Below are 15920 nucleotides of genomic sequence, written 5' to 3'. Positions count from 1 at the left end.
CTGCAAGCACAACAACGAGCCTGCGGGGAGCACCCATGCTGACGATCTACTCCGACGATCACCACCTGCACCACGGACGCTGCGAACTGATGGACGGGCAGTTGATGCCCTGCTTCGAAATGCCGTCCCGCGCCGACCATGTGCTGCAACGGGTCAAGGACCGCGACCTCGGCCCGGTGCAGGCGCCGCAGGACTTCGGCCTGGCGCCGCTGCAACGCATCCATAGCCGCGACTACCTCGACTTTTTCAAAGGTGCATGGGATCGCTGGACGGAATACGGCCAGGACGGCGACCTGTTGCCCTACACCTGGCCCGCCCGCACCCTGCGCCGCGTCTTGCCCACCAGCCTTCACGGCCAACTCGGTTACTACAGCTTCGACGGCGGCGCGCCGATCACCGCCGGCACCTGGCAAGCGGCATACAGCGCGGCGCAAGTGGCACTGACCGCACAGCAGGCGATCCAACAAGGCGCCCGCAGTGCCTTCGCGTTATGCCGCCCGCCGGGACATCACGCCGCCAGCGACTTGATGGGCGGCTATTGCTACCTCAACAACGCAGCCATCGCAGCTCAGGCGTTTCTCGACCAGGGCCACAAAAAGGTCGCAATCATCGACGTGGACTACCACCACGGCAACGGTACCCAATCGATCTTCTATGAACGCAGCGACGTGCTGTTCACGTCGATCCACGGTCACCCGGAGGCGGAGTTCCCGTTCTTCCTCGGCTATGCCGACGAGTTGGGCGAAGGCGCCGGGGCAGGGTTCAACTTCAACTATCCTTTGCCCGCAGGCTCCGGTTGGGAGCAGTGGAGTGCAGCCCTCGAAGAAGCCTGCCAAGAGACCGAACGCTACGACGCCGACATCATTGTGGTGTCCCTGGGCGTGGACACCTTCAAGGACGATCCCATTTCACAGTTCAAGCTCGACAGCCCGGATTACCTGGCCATGGGCCAACGCCTCGCCCGCCTGGGCAAACCGACGCTGTTCGTGATGGAAGGCGGCTACGCTGTCGAAGAAATCGGCATCAACGCCGTCAATGTGCTCGAAGGTTTCGAACAACAAGGAGCGACCCGATGAAGCTGCTCACCACCCTCGCCCTGTGCGCCGCCGTCCTGAGCGGCGCGGCCCAGGCTGAAGAAAAAACCCTCAAGGTCTATAACTGGTTCGACTACATCACCCCCAAGGCGCTAGAAGATTTCAAGGCGCAGAACCCGCAGATCAAACTGGTCTACGACATCTTCGACACCAACGAAGCCCTGGAAGCCAAGCTGCTCACCGGCAACTCCGGCTACGACGTGGTGGTGCCGTCCAACGTGTTCCTCGCCAAGCAGATCGAAGCCGGCGTGTTCCAGCCTTTGGACCGCAGCCAGTTACCCAACTGGAACCACCTCGATCCCAAGCTGATGAAGCTGATCGAGGCCAACGACCCCGGCAACAAATTCGCCGTGCCCTACATGTACGGCACCATCCTGATCGGTTTCAACCCCGACAAGGTCAAGGCCGTGCTAGGGCCAAACGCGCCGGTGGACAGCTGGGACCTGATCTTCAAGGAAGAGAACATCAGCAAGCTCAAGCAATGTGGCGTGGCCTTGCTCGATTCGCCGTCGGAGATCCTGCCGCTGGCCCTGCAGCACCTGGGCCTGGACCCCAACAGCAGCAACCCCAAGGACTACGTCAAGGCTGAAGCCCTGCTGATGAAGATCCGCCCCTACATCACTTACTTCCACTCCTCCAAATACATGGCCGATATCGCCAACGGCGACATCTGCGTGGCCGTGGGGTATTCCGGCAGCTTTTCCCAGGCAGCCAACCGCGCCAAGGACGCCAAGAACGGCGTGAACGTCGACATGCGCCTGCCCAAGGAAGGCGCGCCGATCTGGTTCGACATGCTCGCCATCCCAAAGGGCGCGCAAAACCCGCAAGACGCCTACACCTTTATCAACTACCTGCTGCAACCCCAGGTGATTGCGCCCATCAGCGATTTTGTCGGTTATCCGAACCCAAACAAGGATGCGACCGAGCAGGTCGACCCGTCGATTCGCAACAACCCCAACCTGTACCCGACCGAAGCGGCGATGGCCACGCTGTATACGTTGAAGCCTTTGGGGCGTGATGCCGAGCGGGCCAGGACACGTGCCTGGACCAAGATCAAGTCGGGGACTTAACCTTGACGAATAGCTCCCGCCCGGCCGCATTAGTGATCGGCCCACGATAGACCTGGGTGCTACGCCCTGCCGCGCGCTCACTCTGTTCGAAGACACGGCCCAGCCTGCGCTGGGCCGCCGTCTTCAAATGGGCCTTGGTGGGTTGATCGTCGGCCATTTGGAGCGTCGGGTAGTGGAAGTGGGCATACCACAACGGCTTGCTCGCGTCAGTAAGGTCCTGGACTTCGTATTCCTGCAAATAATCCTCCCGACCATCGATAGTCTCCTTCACACGCCCATTGAGCCGGCGGATACGGATGGCGTTCTGCTCCAACAGATACACCATGTCTCCTACTGTCGGCCTGGCAGTGTGCCGGGTCATATCCATGCGCAGGGCACTGCCATAGTCGCGTAGCTGTCGGGCCTGGCTGTACAACACGTCGACCTGCGGGTCATTGCCGCCTGACGCTCGAATATTCAGCGCAGCCGCCTCAAAACTGCGAGCGCTGCGTTCAAGCCTCTCTTCAACGTCAACCGGTAATGCCCCAGGCGTCTGCGCCTGTCGGCTGGCGTCACGCAACAAGGCAGGCGCCGTGGCACTCAGTGTGTTGCCTGCGCGCACCGCCGAATTCAAGCGCGCCAGGTCACGCCGCACCCTGGGTGTTCGTTGCAACTGCCAATGGTCGCGGGCATCGGGGGCGACGTGAGGGCCGAATTGAGTAGGCTGTTGAGCCGTATCGACCAGTTGGTGTTCAATAATGTTTATGTTGAGGGAAACCCGATTATTCGAAAGGACGTTGAAGTGGTTTTCATCCTTGTTGTAGACCACTGCATCGTCGAGCAGATGTAGTCCCTTGTGAACGCCGGACTGGATCAACTGACCCAGCGCGCTTGATGGGCGGCGCAATGCCTGCAGGCGGCGGTCCTGCACCACCGATAAGTCCCCGGAGGCGCCGGCCCAATCACTGTCCATGCGCTTGACCCGCGGGAGCGTATCCAACGCATCGACGGGCGACTCGGCACCGGTGCACACCAGCAACAACGCCAGGTTATGGAGAAGGTGTGTCTCACATTTCCAAGTGGGGGTCGCCTCACAGTCACCCTCAAGGTTACCGCCGACCTGCTTGAGACGCGCGAGGGTGTGCAGAGGGTGTTCGAGCAGCGGTAGCCAGCGCGTGATGCCCGCACGGTAGAACGTCATGAAAGGATCGATCAACGAAGCACGTACCTGCGGTGCGGTTTCCACCTGCTCTATCACCTCGCTTGCTTCTGGCCGTACGACCAACCAGGGGCCCGGCGTGCCTGTCGACGAGCCCACCAGATAACCGCTGCCCTGAGCCAAGGGCCGAAACGTCATCGCGACACCTCGCAAGCGCCGCTGATTCTTGTAGACTTTTACCGCCGCGCGCATCACTCGATACCCTTCATAGGTGACATTGCATCGGCCTTGCAGGCAGCACTCCAAGGTCAGGCGACGCAGATTCAAGGCCAATTGGCGCGCAAAGATGACCTGCGCGGCCGCACCCGCCTCCGTTTCGACATCCAGTTCGGGGCCGCGCGTGCCAACACCTTCGGACTTTTCATGGAACCGAGCCATCGTCTCCAGCCACTGGCTATAGGCCAATCGCCACGCCGGTGAAGCGCCCTTGAGCCAGGAAGGCAACTGCTGCTCCAACTCCTGACGCAGGTTGTCTTGCGGGCGCCCGGTCTGTACAAAACCTGACAATTGTGAGGCCCACATCAGCTGTCGGTCCAAGTCATCCAGGACTGGAAACCGGGACGGGTCCACCCGCGCAACCCGTAGCAGCGCCTGATCCAATGCAGCCAATGCCCACCCCTCGAACACGTTATGTTCCAATCGCTCGGCGTCGGCCAACGCAGGGACGTCGTCGAATGCTTCGAGGCCGTGTGACACAGTGAACACCAGAGGGGTGTCGCCGTCACGGCTGATCACCAGCGCTAGGCAACCGTACCGCGTAGTGACGTAGACCTGAGGTGAGCGTTCTCCTAATCGCTTGTCACGTGCGCCGCTGTCGGGGTAGTCCAGCACGGTATCGACCATCGCGCGCAACGAGGCTTGGGCCAATGACCGACGGGCGACGCGCAGGCGCTGCGCGAGACTTTGCGCCAGTTGACGCCATGGGCCGCCTCGGTGGGCGGGGGGGCCCGCGAAAAACCTGATCAATTGCTCTGCATAGTGTTCGAGCACGTCCTGATATTGCTGGTCGACTTGGGTTTGGCTAATCCCCAGTGACTGAAGGGTGGGGCGCAATGCAAACTGCTGGCAGACGTGCAACCTGAAAGAATCAAACATCATTACTGACCTGGATAAGCGCCCGCAGCACGATGCTGCCGGCTATCCCGGTTCACGGTAGAGGTCCACGCTCGCCTGTGTGGGTACTTAGTTGACGCCCTTCCAGGCCCGGCGCAACCGCGCCAGCGCTGCGGCGATATCGGTTTCGGGCACAGCGGCAAAGCCCAGTACCAGGCCGGCGTGCTGGTCCATCGGCGTGGTGGATTGCGACAGCCAGTAGCCGCTCAAGCCATTGATCTCGACATCCGCCGCATGGGCCTGGGTGAGCAATTGCTGCTCGCGGGCCAGGCTGTCTACGCGGACGGTCACATGCAGCCCAGCCGCTATATTGGGTAGTTCGCCAACACCCTCCAGCCCGCTTGGCCAACCGGCCAACAACGCATTGCGCCGACTCAGGGCAGCCCGACGCATGCGCCGGATGTGGCGTTGGAAATGCCCGGCAGCCATGAACTCGGCCATCACCGCCTGGGTGCTGACCTCGGAGTGGCGCATGTCCACCGCGCGACGCCGGGCGAAGGCATCGACCAGGCCCGGCGGCAACACCAGGTAACCCAGGCGCAATGCCGGAAACGCCACCTTGCCGAAGGTGCCGACATACAGCACACGACCGCTGCGATCCAAGGCCGCCAGCGGCGACAGCGGCGCGCCGGTATAGCGGTACTCGCCGTCGTAATCGTCCTCGATGATCCAGCCCTCCGTGCGTTCGGCCCAGGCCAGCAATTCCAGGCGCCGCGCCAGGCTCATCACCACACCCATCGGATACTGGTGCGAAGGCGTGACGTACGCCACGCGACAATCCTGCAAGCGGTTGAGCACCTGGCAATCAATGCCCTCGCCGTCCACCGGTACCCCGTGCAATTGCCCGCCAGCCAAAGCAAAGGCATGTCCTGCGGCGCGGTAGCCGGGGTTTTCCACCGCCACGCCATCGCCGGGCTCCACCAGCAGCTGTGCACAAAGGCTGATTGCCTGCTGCGCGCCACTGGTGATCACTATTTGTTCAGCGGTGCACTGCATACCCCGCGAGCTGCGCAGGTAAGCGGCGATTAATCCGCGTAGGCGGTTGTCACCCGCCGGGTCGCCGTAGCACAGTTGCTCCAGGTCCGGCTTACGCCAGAAAGCCCCGTTCAGCTTGGCCCAGACTTCAAAGGGAAACAGATCGAACGCGGGTACGCCCACCCGGAAGGCCCTTGGAGGCCCCGAGGGAGGCAGCGACAGGTGGTTGGTTTTTATCCGCGCCAAACCGGCCCTGTGGACAACTTCTTCGTCCAAATCTTCAGGCAAATTTGCCAGTTTTGTGGATAAGGCTGGGGATAACCCTGTTGAAAACCCTGTGGATACTTTTGTGGATAGTTTTTTGGCGGTGGGTAGCTGAGCGACATAAGTACCGTCCCCTACCCGGCTCTCGATAAACCCTTCCGCGTACAACTGATCATAGGCACGCACCACACTGTTACGCGAGATCGACAGGGCCGCCGCCAAGTCGCGGCTGGCGGGCAAACGCGTCCCACTGACCAATCGCCCATCCAGTACACGCTGGCGCAATGCTTCATACAGCTGACGCGTCAGCCCCTGACGACGATCCAGCTCGATACCGGCGGGGTTGAACGACAACGGCGGCGTGATGGGCGACATATTGGACCTATGAAATTGGCATTAGATGGCTCTTACAACAGACCATTAGCCTGCCTAGGATGCAGGCATTCGCCAAGGAATATTTCCATGTACACACCTCGCGCCTTTGCCCTTGAAGATTTGCCCGAATTACAGCAACTGATCCAGCACACCCGCCTGGCGCAGCTGGTGACGGTGGGTGAGCAAGGCCTGCTAGCCAGCCACTTGCCGCTGCTGCTCAACCCCGATGAAGGCCCCCACGGCACCCTCTACGGGCACCTGGCCAAGGCCAACCCGCAGTGGAAGGACCTGCAAAACGGCAGCGAAGCCCTGGTGATCTTTGCCGGCGCCGAGGCCTACATCAGCCCGGCGTTTTACCCGGCCAAGGCCGAACACGGCAAAGTCGTGCCCACCTGGAACTACATCGCCGTGCATGCCTACGGCAAGGCCGAGGTGTTCAGCGATGCCGAGCGTCTGCTCGGCGTGGTCACCGCTCTGACCGACCGCCATGAAGGCGGGCGTGACCAGCCTTGGAAAGTCAGCGACGCGCCGGCCGACTACATTGACGGCATGCTCAAGGCCATTGTCGGCTTTGCCCTGCCGATCGAGCGCCTGATCGGCAAACGCAAACTCAGCCAGAACCGCAGCCCGGCCGACATCGCCGGTGTGCGCGAAGGCCTCGCCGCCAGCCAGGATGTCCGCGACCAGACCCTCGCCCTCTTTATTCCCCAAGGAGTTGCAGAATGAGCCCGATCGATATCCGCCAGGTCACCGCCGACGACCACGCCGCGTGGTTGCCGCTGTGGCAGGCGTACCTTAAGTTCTACAACACCGAGCTGCCGAACGCGGTCAGCCAAAGCACCTGGCAGCGCCTGATCGACGCCCATGAGCCGACCCACTCGGCGCTGGCGTGGCAGGACGGCAAGGCAGTGGGCATGGTCAACTTCATCTATCACCGCTCCAACTGGAGCATCGAGAACTCCTGCTACCTGCAGGATCTGCTGGTAGACCCGAGCCAACGCGGCACCGGCGTGGGCCGCAAGCTGATCGAATTCGTCTACGCCACCGCCAAGGCCGACGGTTGCTGCAAGGTCCACTGGCTGACCCACGAGACCAACGCCACCGCGATCCAGCTGTACGAACGCATCGCCGAACGCCCAGGTTTCATCCAATTTCGCAAAGGTCTTTAAGGAGCGCAGCATGTCCACTTCCCTCGCCGACTGGAAAGGCGTCCCGGCGCCCACCGTGCAACTGCTTGAAGGGCGCTTTATCCGCCTGGAAAAACTCGACCCGGCGCGCCATGGTGATGATCTGTTCCAGGCCCTCCAGGGCCCCGGCGCCGACCCCAAGCTGTGGGACTATTTACCTTACGGCCCCTTCCCCGAGCGCAGCGCGTTCAATGACTGGCTGAACAACCACGCAGCCAACCGTGACCCGTACTTTTTCAGCGTGATCGACCGTGCCACCGGCCAGGTACAAGGCATCCTCAGCCTGATGTCCATCGTCCCCGAGCAAGGCCGCATCGAAATCGGCCACGTGACCTTTGGCGCGCCGATGCAGCGCTCGCCGAAAAGCACCGAGGCGGTGTACCTGCTGGCCAAGCATGCGTTCGAGCAGGGTTATCGTCGGCTGGAGTGGAAGTGCAACAACGCCAATGGTCGCTCCAAGTACGCGGCTGAACGGCTGGGGTTCAGTTTCGAGGGCGTGTTCCGCCAGCACACGGTGGTGAAGGGCAAGAACCGGGACACGGCGTGGTATTCGATCATCGACGCGGAATGGCCGGCGGTTGGGGCGGGGTTTGAGGCATGGTTGTCGCCAGGCAACCTGAACGGCGATCGCCAGCTGAAGACGCTGCTGGAGTGTCGCACCGCGCCTATCTAACTACCACCGGCCCTACACAGGCTTTGCCTTAGGTTCTCCATGCAACGGTGCCTCGCACCGTCCTGCCCATGGAGAAACGCATGAATGCCAAAACCTCTGTAGCGCCGCCGCTGCCAAGCCCAAAACCGCTGTTGGAAAAAGCCCTGCTCACCCGCCTGACCGAGGATGGGCCGACCAGCAATGAAGTGGCCTCCCTCCTGCTGCGCAGCGAACTGAGTATCCTCTACCCCGACCTCAACCCAGACCTCGACCGAACCGTGGTGGGCACCCCCATCTGGACATTCGTCGACAACGAACTGACCTGTGTCGATATCCATTACACGCCCCTGACCCACGCCCTGGTGCGGTTGGCCCTGGAAAACACCCAGGCCAACTATTTACAGGGCGAGCACTTCCTCACTCAACAGCCCTCAGCGCCCGAGCCGATTCAATTGCCGGTGGACATCGAGCAGATCGCCACACTGCTCAATGAGTTGGCGTCGGTGTTTTTTGTCGCCTTCAAAGAGCAGCAATTGGCGTTCTGGAACGCCACAGGGGCTGGCCTGCCACGCTGGCAAGAACTGGCTGACGGGCTCGCCGCCGCGCTGAATATCCAGGAGGTCGAGGGCTGGAATGCCGATCACTGCGACATTGCGCGGGGGATCTCGATGTACCCCGACAAGCAGCAACGATTTAGACACCGGCCCGACCTGGCAAACATCCAAGTGTGTTTGCTCGACATTGACAGCCCCAACGATAAAAACCTGAAACATCTCATGCTGGCCGGCACCGCCATCGTACAAGGCACATTCAAACAAACCGACGTCCTGATGATGTATACCCTCGAATACGGGTACGAAACCTTCCCCTCTTTGCAGGACTTGGCGACCGCCGCGCAGTCCAGGCTCAGCGACTCAATGAGCTCGCTCCCCTTGGCCATGCGACTGGTAGAACCTGAGGGTCATTTTTTCGATCACATGGCCTGGGCCCTCATCGCCACCCAGCTCAGCGCGATCGAAACCGAGGGTTTCAGCAGCCTGGAGACCACTGCGCCTCAACCGCAGCCACCCTCCACCGCCACAGAGCCTTTGGAGCTCGACCCGGATACAACACGTCTGAACATGCTCGACGGGGCGATCCCCCACTGGCTGCTCAATGCCTCACCGCACGATTTGAACGACTACAGCCAGCACATGCTGGACCTGAGCACGCTGTACAACGACGTGCCCGCCGACCTGTTCCAGCTGCAACCCATCAATGCCTTCGCCCAAGAGAAAATGCGCAACGCCATCCTTGCAGATAACCACCCTGGCGCCGACACACTGCCACTCGATGAGATACAGATCATCCGCACGGAAAGCCTCGCGGTGGGGCCTTTCAACCTGGCCAATCCACTGGAAAGCTACCCGCAGACCCTGGGCGAATATGCGCTCAGTAACACGCCGCCCTACCAGGCAACCGTGACTTTCAAGGGCGGGCAAACCGTGCCTGACTGGCTCACGGACAGCTACCTGACGCACCTTTCAGAGCAGGTCGACATCGGCCAGGTGTACCCAAAACTGATCCAAGACAAGCTGATTGACGACCCACTCGAAGCTCCCCGGCAACAGCGCTTTTACATGCAGCAGTTGCGATCGCTGCTGCCGCTGCTGGCGTTGGAATGCAAACTCACCCACACCGGCAATGTCGACGAGCAGGGCTGTCGCTTCATCAATGAGCTGGTCAATCCGACGCCCAACACGCCAGACCCTGTGGTTATCTGCCCTTTGTCGATACGCCCCAGCCTTCGTATCAGCCAGACCTTCGATGAGGTCCTCAACATCTTCATCATCGGCCCGCGCTCGCTACAACACGGCCCCTGCCTGTTGTATCGCCCGTTGCTCGAAAACCCGTTGATACAGTTCCCTTCGCTGCAAAACCTCAAGTATGAGCTGCATCAGCCCGGCGAGATCAGAGACTCCATCCTGGCGTGGCTGCCGAACCGGAGTTTGAGCTTCAACTACGCCCATTACGTGTTCCCAACCGGTCTGACCTCAGCCTTCCTGATTTCACAACTGGCGAATACACCGTCGAAGCTATTCGAATGGGGCGGCACCCCTGTGTTTTCCAAAACCGAGCTGACCGGGGATATTTTTGCCGCGTTGTTTGCGGCCAACGCGAAGGCCATGGCGCAGCTGGCGGATCGTGAGTCGCTGTCCAACGCAGAACGGCGCTGGGCATTGCTGGAAGACAGCGCGTGGGCCATCTTCAATGCCGCATCCAGCTTCCTGAACGGCTACGTCGCCACGGCGGTGTGGGTCTGGCAAATCTTCAATCAACTCCAGCAAGTGCTCGATACGCCGGCGCAAAGCTATGGCTTGATCAAATGGCAGCGCCTGGGCGACGTGCTGATGGCATTGGCCATCGTCATCACCCACAAGGCCGGGCCACTGCGCAGGGGCAAAGCCAAATCTGCAGACGTTCGAGGTTCCAGACCACCCTTGCCTGCGCCGCCGCAGCTACGTGCCCTTGCCTCAGACAGCCGCGCGTTGCCCCACCGCCAGTTCTCGATATTGGCTGTCGAAGGCACCGTGCCGCGCCGCACGCCGACGCAGTGGGGGACTTACCTGGACGAGTTCAAGGTCGAGGCCCCCGACCTGCGCGACTATGCCCAGCCCCAAGAACGCCCGCCGCTCTACGACGTGGGGCAAAACACCTATGCCCCAGTGGATCAGCGCTGGTTCCAGGTGGTGGGTGATGAAGATGCCAATATTCACATTCTCGACCCGCACAACTCTGCGCTTACTGGTCCCTGCCTGGCCAAGACGTCGACGGGAACCTGGCGCATCAATACCGACCTGCGCCTGCTGCACAGCAACGAGAGCTTGAAAAGCAAGTTGAAGGCCTCGCGGATGCTAAGGGCGCAAAAACTCCTGCCACTGGAGCAACAACGGGAAGCGCTGGAGCAACATGAAAAAGTCCTGAAAGGCGAGATGCATATGCTGCTCAAGTCCCCCACCACGCAGACCCTGTTGGACCAGAGTTTGTCCAAGGCCCAGGAGCTGATCGACAATCGCGAGGCGTCGTTGAAGCTGCTCGATCAGTGGAGGAGTGCAGGCGGCACCCTCGGGTATGAAGACAAGCTGCTCCGGCTGTACAAAAGCTTCAACACCTACCTGATGACCTGGACCGCATTCAAACATGTCGCCTATAACACCGCCGTTGAGCGCATCCTCAAAAACCGCGAATCCGAAGACGTGACCACTCGCCAGCAACTCCCGGCAGACATCCACCTGGCGGTGGAAATGGGCCGGGAAATAGACACCAAACTCAACGCTCTTGCGGGCGCCAAACACGCACTGTCCGGCATGGGCTCGGCCGGTGCCATGGACGCCCGGCAAATCGGAATTTCGGAGCGATTTCACACCCGCTGGGAACTGAAAACCAACGAAATCGCCAGCGCCGCCGAACTGTGTATACGTGAGCAAGCCGCTCAAGACATGGCCCAGGCGCGCAATGCCGTCTACGCGGTGGTGGAGCGCGCTACAGCGGCCAGTAGAAACATGACGCAACTGTTAAAGGACGACCCCCAAGAGGCTCAGTTGGAAACTCTGAGTGCAATGGTCGAGGCATTCCAGAGTGTGCGCAATCGAATAGAGGAACTACCCGGCGAGTTTCCAGAACGCATCGACCTCCATGCCCTTGCGGACCTGAAAAGCGTCGTCAACGAATTTCTTCTATTGGCCCAGAGCAATATCGGCACCCGGCTTCAGCAGGCCGCCCCTTCAGCGCGCGCACCTGCCAAGCCCTCGACGTCCAGGCCGCACATCAAAACCAGGGTCATCAAAAAGCGCCCGCGGGATCAGCCCAAAGAACCGCAGGATGTGCCCAAACAGGCGCCTTTGACACTGATCCCGCCGTTGAAGAAACAGGCACCAAAACCCACGAACGACTATATCGACATCACCAGCCAAGGGCTCCAACTGACCGGGGAGCTGGACGGTTTTATCAGCGACACGAAAAGGAGCGCTCTGAAGCCGTTTCGGATACCGGCAGACATGCAGGACATCTTCGATCAGCAAGCATTGAAGATAGAGCAGACGCTCCAGACATTCGAACCGCTGCACGCGTTGGCCAAGCAGGCAGGCAACGCCCTTCCGGTCGCCAGCTTGAGTGGAGAGCTGCGTGACGGCGCAGCCCGATTGCGCCGAGAGGGCATCCACATCAGAGCCACGCTGCTCAAGCTGCGCAAACCCCAACAAGGCTACTTTCTGTGGCTGCTGGAGAACGATCAGGTCCGGGTCACGCGCAATCAAGCGGGCAGAATCAAGACCACACAGTTCAACGACTACTTCCAGGAGTACTTCATTCTTGATTCAGCCAACAGCGACCAGCCGTTATGGCTGGCGCACTTTCACTACCCCACCCTCAAGACACCGGCCAATCTGTTCACGGCGGCCCATCTTAAAATCGACGAAACCTACCTGAGGCAACTGTCAGCCGATCAACAGTCAACGCTCAATACCCGAACCGCGCTGGATAATCTTCTGCGCAAGCTCAGCGATCCGGTCGCGCTGGCTGCATTTTTACGGTTTGAAGAGCGGCGCCGATGAGAGTCAGTCAATTTCGGCGCACCTTGACCACCCCCATCTGCAAGCCGAAAGGACGCAACTCCGCGTTTAAGGCTGACGTATAAACGCAATAAAATGCATATCCGTATTTTTAGCTGAGCTTTATTTCTTCCTCCAACAAGGACCACTCCCGCAAATCACGGGCCAATGACCTGACAGTTATCCCCCCGCCAGCTCGATAAATTCCCGGCCTCATCCATAAGAGGTCGGGAAGTCATGCCCATAGCACCCCGCAGAATCGCGCTCTATATCAGCCTTGCCGTTGCCACCAGCCTCCCATTAGCCCAAGCAAGAGGCGACATCGAGTACATGCCGTATTGGTATCAACCCTACGACGCGCTCGATGATGAATGGTCCTATTCACCCGAAACTCAAGGCGTGCCCATCGATGGCCATTTCACTCGGCAAGCCACCTCCTACAACGGCTTGCAGGTGGCAAAGGTGCTGGAGCCCGCGCTGACTCACCTGCTGGAGTCAGGGGAGCTGAGTTCTGAGCAGATCAAAGCCCTGGAAAAACTCAACGCCGAACTCGCGCAGAAACCCGGCGCATTCGGCGCGGCGCTTGAGCAACTGGCCGGCAGCCAGAACGCCAACCTGGCGGCGGCCACCCAAAGCACCACCCAGCAATTGAGCAACCGAGTGCTCTCGACCCTGCGTGAATTGCCCACCAACACTGACAGCCACTTCTGGGTGAAAAACCTCGGCAGCGAAGGTGGCCTCAATAGCCAACGCGGTACTGCCGGCCTGAATACCGCCAACCAGGGCGTATTGATGGGTGCAGATTGGTCGGTCGACCACGCCTGGCGCGTCGGCGTACTGGGGGCAAAATCCACTAGCCGTTTCGACACGCGGCGCTTCAGCGCAGACTTGGACAGCTGGCATTTGGGCACTTACGCGGTGCGCCAGGACGGCCCAGTGGCACTGCGCCTAGGGGCGATCTACAGCAGCCATGCCGGGAAGAACCTGCGCGGTATCGAGATCCTGGATTACAAAGACACGCTCAAGGGCCGCTACAACGCCAACAGTCAGAATGTCTTCGGCGAAGCGGGCTACCAACTGGGCAATGACAGCTTCAGCGTCGAACCATTTGCCGGCCTCGGCTACCAGCGCTACAGCCGTGACAGCTTCAAGGAACAAGGCGGCCCCGCCGCGCTGAACGTCGACGCGCAAACCCAACAGAACCTGAGCAGCACCCTTGGCCTGCGCCTGGCTACGGTGTACCGCTTCGATAACCAGATGAGCCTGACGCCCCACTTGAGTACAAGCTGGAAACACCTTTATGGCGACGTCGACAGCCAAGTGCGCCAGTCCTTTCGCCAGCGTGGCATTGACGGCTTCACTGTTCAGGGCGCATCCCTCGACCGCAATAGCCTGGGCCTGCAGGCCGGACTCGATCTGGCATTGTCGACAAACCACACCGTCGGCCTGGCCTACAGCGCAGAAAACGGCTCCAACAGCAGCAACCAGGGCTTGATAGGCCAGTGGCGGATGCAGTTCTGACCTAATTGCAGGCGAAAAAAAAGGGGAGCACCTGCCCCCCCGAGGATTAAACGGTAGTGTCGAAGGCTGGATCAGCCTTCGATTTCAATCAGGATTTCGCCAGGGTTGACCCGGTCGCCCTTGGCCACATGAACGGCGGTCACCTTGCCGGCAATGGCTGCCTGCACTTCGGTTTCCATCTTCATGGCTTCAGTGATCAGCACGGCCTGGCCGGCCTTGACCACGTCGCCTTCCTTGACCAGCACGTCGACGATGTTGCCCGGCATTGCAGTGCTGACATGACCCGGCGCGGTGGCGTGCTTGCGGTTGCTGCTGCCGCCGCTGACAAACTCGTTGAGCGGTTCGAATACCACTTCTTCCGGCATGCCATCGATGGACAGGTAGAAGTGGCGCTTGCCTTCAGCCTTCACGCCGACACCGGTGATGTCCACGCGGTAGCTTTCGCCGTGCACGTCGATGACGAACTCGGTCGGCACGCCTTCGCCACCGGCACGGGCCACGCCGCCGGCTTCTGGGATGGGCAGCAACACTTCCGGCGCCAGGGTGCCGGCATCGCGCTCTTCGAGGAACTTGCGCCCGATGTCCGGGAACATGGCGTAGGTCAGCACGTCTTCTTCGGACTTGGCCAACGCACCGATTTCGCCGCGCAGCTTGGTCATTTCCGGCTTGAGCAAATCAGCCGGGCGCACGTCGATCACTTCTTCGCTGCCGATGGCTTGGCGACGCAACTTCTCGTTCACGGTGCCCGGCGCCTTGCCGTAGCCGCCTTGCAGGTAGAGCTTCACTTCGTTGGTGATGGTCTTGTAACGCTCGCCGGCCAGCACGTTGAAGAACGCCTGGGTGCCGACGATCTGCGAAGTTGGGGTCACCAGCGGCGGGAAGCCGAGGTCTTCACGCACGCGCGGGATTTCGGCCAGCACTTCGCTCATGCGGTTGAGGGCGCCCTGCTCTTTCAACTGGTTGGCCAGGTTGGAAATCATCCCGCCCGGCACCTGATTGACTTGCACACGGGTGTCGACGGCGGTGAATTCGCTTTCGAACTGGTGGTATTTCTTACGCACAGCGTAGAAGTACAGGCCGATTTCCTGCAGCAGTTCCAGGCTCAGACCGGTGTCGAACTCGCTGCCTTTAAGAGCGGCGACCATCGACTCGGTCCCTGGGTGGCTGGTGCCCCAGGCGAAGCTGGAAATGGCGGTGTCGATGTGGTCGGCACCGTTTTCGATGGCCTTGAGTTGGCACATCGCGGCCAAACCAGCGGTGTCATGGGAGTGGATGAAGATCGGCAGGGTCTGCTCGGCCTTCAGCGCCTTGACCAGTTCGCCAGTGGCGTACGGCGTCAGCAGGCCGGCCATGTCCTTGATCGCGATCGAGTCGCAACCCATGGCTTCCAGTTGCTTGGCCTGGGCCACGAACGCTTCGACGGTATGCACCGGGCTGGTGGTATAGGCGATGGTGCCTTGGGCATGTTTGCCGGCTGCTTTTACCGCTTCGATCGCCACGCGCAGGTTACGCACGTCGTTCATCGCGTCGAAAATGCGGAATACGTCGATACCGTTGACGGCAGCCTTGGCCACAAACGCCTTGACCACGTCGTCGCTGTAGTGGCGGTAGCCCAGCAGGTTCTGGCCGCGCAGCAGCATTTGCAGGCGAGTGTTAGGCAACGCGGCGCGCAGTTTGCGCAGGCGCTCCCACGGATCTTCTTTCAGGAAGCGTACGCAGGCGTCGAAGGTCGCGCCGCCCCAGACTTCCAGGGACCAGTAGCCGACTTTGTCGAGCTTGTCGCAGATCGGCAGCATGTCGTCGGTGCGCATGCGGGTCGCGAGCAACGATTGGTGGGCGTCGCGCAGGATGGTGTCGGTGACAAAGATTTTCTTGGACATTG

General features: G+C 60.6%; 10 protein-coding genes. 7 read left to right on the top strand and 3 right to left on the bottom strand.

The window, feature by feature from the left end; translation table 11 throughout:
- Positions 1-35: 35 nt before the first annotated feature.
- Positions 36-1076, top strand: coding sequence for a histone deacetylase family protein (locus H096_RS05885; protein WP_033897261.1), 1041 nt, complete (start codon positions 36-38; stop codon positions 1074-1076).
- Positions 1073-2164 carry a polyamine ABC transporter substrate-binding protein gene (locus H096_RS05880; protein WP_033897260.1) on the top strand — a complete coding sequence of 364 codons (1092 nt, stop codon included), beginning with the start codon at positions 1073-1075 and terminating at the stop codon, positions 2162-2164. Before H096_RS05885 ends, H096_RS05880 begins: the two co-directional genes overlap by 4 nt.
- On the opposite strand, the gene H096_RS05875 is transcribed toward H096_RS05880, so the two are convergent.
- Together H096_RS05875 and H096_RS05870 are read right to left on the bottom strand one after the other, a co-directional pair.
- On the bottom strand, positions 2148-4415 hold the full coding sequence (locus H096_RS05875; RefSeq protein WP_162240108.1) for a hypothetical protein: 2268 nt from the start codon (positions 4413-4415) through the stop codon (positions 2148-2150). The genes H096_RS05880 and H096_RS05875 overlap by 17 nt on opposite strands.
- A 129-nt stretch (positions 4416-4544) precedes the next feature.
- Complete coding sequence (locus H096_RS05870; protein ID WP_033897258.1) at positions 4545-6089, bottom strand: PLP-dependent aminotransferase family protein; 1545 nt, start codon at positions 6087-6089, stop codon at positions 4545-4547.
- An 87-nt stretch (positions 6090-6176) separates the two neighbouring features.
- Between H096_RS05870 and H096_RS05865 the strand changes: the two genes are divergently transcribed.
- The 5 genes from H096_RS05865 to H096_RS05845 all read left to right on the top strand — a co-directional run bounded on the left by H096_RS05865 (position 6177) and on the right by H096_RS05845 (position 14038).
- The gene (locus H096_RS05865; protein ID WP_033897257.1) at positions 6177-6815 is read left to right on the top strand and encodes an FMN-binding negative transcriptional regulator; all 639 of its coding nucleotides are present in this window, start codon (positions 6177-6179) and stop codon (positions 6813-6815) included.
- Complete coding sequence (locus H096_RS05860; RefSeq protein ID WP_033897256.1) at positions 6812-7258, top strand: GNAT family N-acetyltransferase; 447 nt, start codon at positions 6812-6814, stop codon at positions 7256-7258. Before H096_RS05865 ends, H096_RS05860 begins: the two co-directional genes overlap by 4 nt.
- Before the next feature lie 10 nt (positions 7259-7268).
- Complete coding sequence (locus H096_RS05855) at positions 7269-7949, top strand: GNAT family protein (RefSeq protein ID WP_033897255.1); 681 nt, start codon at positions 7269-7271, stop codon at positions 7947-7949.
- An 80-nt stretch (positions 7950-8029) separates the two neighbouring features.
- Positions 8030-12520, top strand: a complete 4491-nt coding sequence (locus H096_RS05850; RefSeq protein ID WP_033897254.1) for a DUF6543 domain-containing protein — start codon at positions 8030-8032, stop codon at positions 12518-12520.
- 234 nt (positions 12521-12754) lie between these two features.
- A complete protein-coding gene (locus tag H096_RS05845; protein WP_033897253.1) occupies positions 12755-14038 on the top strand; it encodes an autotransporter outer membrane beta-barrel domain-containing protein in 1284 nt (427 codons plus the stop codon).
- Positions 14039-14109: 71 nt separating this feature from the next.
- On the opposite strand, the gene oadA is transcribed toward H096_RS05845, so the two are convergent.
- Positions 14110-15918: a sodium-extruding oxaloacetate decarboxylase subunit alpha gene (gene oadA / locus H096_RS05840; protein ID WP_016978661.1), complete on the bottom strand. Its 1809-nt coding sequence runs from the start codon at positions 15916-15918 to the stop codon at positions 14110-14112.
- Positions 15919-15920: the final 2 nt, after the last annotated feature.

This window comes from Pseudomonas sp. FH1, from assembly GCF_000510895.2.
GTDB lineage: Bacteria > Pseudomonadota > Gammaproteobacteria > Pseudomonadales > Pseudomonadaceae > Aquipseudomonas > Aquipseudomonas azotoformans_A.
Note: the sequence above shows the minus strand (reverse complement) of the source record. Positions and strands in the feature narration are given on the sequence as shown.